A 3,024-nucleotide genomic window follows, 5' to 3' on the forward strand; every position below is an offset into this window, starting at 1 on the left:
GGGTAAAGTTGCTTGCGCAGCAGGCGCTCGTAGTCCAGAGCAAACTCCTCCGGGGCTGCTCGCCCCACATGGGGTAGATGTTTTCTTTGGGAATGGGCACCTGATCCAGCAGGGTTTCAAAGGCCGACTTGGCGTTGCTGCGCTCATCGGTGAGGGGTACCCAGCGCTCATCGCCCCAGAAGACCAGGGTCTGGCCCCAGGGCATCCGCTCCCGGTTGGGCGATTGGGCCAGCAGCTGATACAGGTGAAGGGGAGAGGAGCCCCCCGTAAGCGCCACGGTAAAGCGGCCCCGCTTGGCCACCGCCTGCCGGGCCGACTGGATAAAGTGCTCCATAGCGGCTTTGCTCAGGGCCAGTGTATCGTCAAATACCTCTATCATAGGGGTTTGCTGGATGTTGGTTTTTCGGTGTGCAGCAGGCTGGCCGCCCAGGTGTGCCCATCCCGGGCAATGAGGGCCTCGGCATTCTCCGGCCCCCACATGCCGGCCGCATAGTTGGGAAATTCCAGGCTGGGCCGCGAATCCCAGGTTTCCAGAATGGGGCTGATCACCTCCCAGGCCGTTTCTACCTGATCGGCCCGCATAAAGAGGGTGGCATCGCCCTGCAGCGCATCCAGCAGCAGCGTTTCGTAGGCCTCGGGCGACTGGCCGGAAGCGTCTTCAAAATCAAAGACCATCTCGGCGGGGCGCAGCGACATTTCCAGGCCGGGCCGCTTGGCCGTAAAGCGCAGGCGGATGTCCATCTGTGGCTGGATGTTAATGGTAAGGCGGTTGGGCAGCAGGTTTTCCGACAGGCTGCTGGGAAAGGTAAGGTGCGGCACGGGCCGGAACTGTACGGTGATGGAGGAGGTTTTTCCTGCAGCCGCTTGCCGGTGCGCAGGTAAAAGGGTACACCATGCCAGCGCCAGTTGTCCAGGTAGATCTTGAGGGCGGCATAGGTTTCGGTATTGGAGGCCGGGTGCACACCGCCTTCCTGCCGGTAGCCAGGCACTTTTTCGCCCTTCAGCCAGCCGCCGCCGTACTGGCCCCGTACGGCATTCCTGTTTACATCTTCCTGCGTAAAGCGGCGTACCGACTGCAGCACATCCACTTTCTTGTTCCGTATTTCTTCGGCCTCAAAGGATACAGGGGGTTCCATGGCAATCATGCAAAGCAGCTGCAACAGGTGGTTCTGGATCATGTCGCGCAGGGCGCCGGCCCCTTCGTAATAGCCGCCCCGGTCCTCTACGCCTACCTGCTCGGCTACGGTTATCTGCACATAATCAATGTAGTTGCGGTTCCAGAGGGGTTCAAAGAGCGCATTGGCAAAACGGAAGGCCAGGATGTTCTGCACGGTTTCCTTGCCCAGGTAATGATCGATGCGGTAGATCTGGCGTTCATCAAAGGTGTGGGTGAGCAGCTGGTTCAGCTGGCGGGCGGTCTGCAGGTCGTGCCCAAAAGGCTTTTCTACCACAATGCGGTGGCGCTCCACATCGGTGGCCATGCCGCAGCGGTCCAGGTACAGCATGACCGGTTCTATAAACTGAGGAGCTACCGAGAGATAGAACAGGCGGTTGGCCGCTACCCCCCACTGCCGGTCGTAGGCCTGCAGCCGCTCGGTCAGCTGCTGGTAGGATTCGGCTTGGTTAATATCGGACTGTAGGTAGGCGATGGAAGTTTGGAAGGGCTCCCACTGCAGCGGGTCAGGGGTGCCGCTGCGGGAGAATTCACCCAGCCCCTCCTGCAGGTGCAGGCGGTAGCTTTCATCGGTATAGGGGGTGCGGCCCAGGCCCAGCAGGGCAAACTGCCCGGGGAGCCAGCCTTCCAGAAACAGGTTGTAAAAGGCGGGTACCAGCTTACGTTTGGTAAGGTCGCCGGTGCCGCCAAAAATCACCACTACGGTAGGGGTGGCCAGTTGTCTGCCTGTGTGCATAGAGGGGATGCGTTTTGGGCCCGGACAAGGCATCCGGGCCTGAACTAACAAAGGGAAAACCATCAGGCGGTGGCCGCTGCATTTCAGCAACAGCCGCTGCCTAGCATAATAACCCATTTACGGCAAAAGGTTTTACAGCGCAGCAACAGTCGCCGGCAGCTCAGCATCCGCCATAGGTAGCGTATCCGGCTACGGAGGGGTGTTCAATGACGGGCAGGGCTGGAAAGGGCTACACATCTTCCAGCCTGGCGGGCTGTTCGCTGGTCAGCACTACGTCTGTAGGGAAGCGGAGGGTAAAGGTAGTGCCCTGATCGGGGATGCTGCTGACGCTGATATGTCCCCCCAGGTTTTCCATGGTTCGCTTAACAATGTAGAGGCCGATGCCGGTGCCCTCCACATGGGTATGAAAGCGCTTGAACATGTTGAACAGCTTTGCCTGTTGGGCTTCGGTGAGTCCAAGTCCGTTGTCCTGAACGTGCAGCACGGTGTACTGCTTTTCGGTATAGGTACGAATGCTGATTTCGGGTGGCCGGCCGGGGGTCTGGTACTTGAGGGCATTGCTCAGCAGGTTGTAGAGAATGCTTTTGAGGCTGGCTTTGGCAATGGTGAGCCTGGGTACGTGCAGCTGCTCCTGAATGTGTGCACCCGCCTGGAGGATCATTTCGGCCAGATCGGCCTTTACATCGTCCAGCACTTCGGCAATTACCACAGATTCCCGCCGGGCATTGAGGTTTTTCTGCGCTTTGGTTACATCTATCAGGCTCAATATGGTGTCGTTGAGCCGCTGCACAGAGGCGCTCATCAGGTCAATGATTTTCTGTTCGGATTCATCCAGCCGGGGGCCTATCTTGCTGCTGACCAGCGAAAGCAGGCCTTCCAGGTTGGAGATGGGCGATTTTAGGTCGTGTGAGGCCGTGTAGATGAAGTTGTCCAGATCGGTATTGAGCCGGTGCAGGTCCATGTTCTTTTTCATGAGCGCCTCGTTGCGTACCCGTTCGGTGAGGTCGCGCGTGATTTTGGTAAAGCCGATGTGCTCCTTTCGCTCATTAAACAGGGGAGTGACCACCACATTGGCCCAAAACAGGCTGCCATCTTTGCGCAGGCGCCAGCCTTC

Annotated in this window: 2 protein-coding genes and 1 pseudogene; all 3 read right to left on the reverse strand. The window is 58.7% G+C overall.

Annotated elements, in window-relative coordinates; translation table 11 throughout:
- The coding region (locus tag ADICEAN_RS20520; protein ID WP_161622750.1) for a 6-phosphogluconolactonase at positions 1 to 379 on the reverse strand (379 nt) is incomplete at its 3' end.
- Positions 376 to 2,027: pseudogene (gene zwf / locus ADICEAN_RS20525) on the reverse strand (glucose-6-phosphate dehydrogenase). The pseudogene zwf and the gene ADICEAN_RS20520, both read right to left, overlap by 4 nt.
- A 112-nt stretch (positions 2,028 to 2,139) precedes the next feature.
- Positions 2,140 to 3,024: sensor histidine kinase (locus ADICEAN_RS20530; protein WP_152426549.1), on the reverse strand; the 885-nt coding region annotated here is incomplete at its 5' end.

Origin of the sequence: Cesiribacter andamanensis AMV16, from assembly GCF_000348925.1 — a bacterium.
Taxonomy (GTDB): Bacteria; Bacteroidota; Bacteroidia; order Cytophagales; family Cyclobacteriaceae; genus Cesiribacter; species Cesiribacter andamanensis.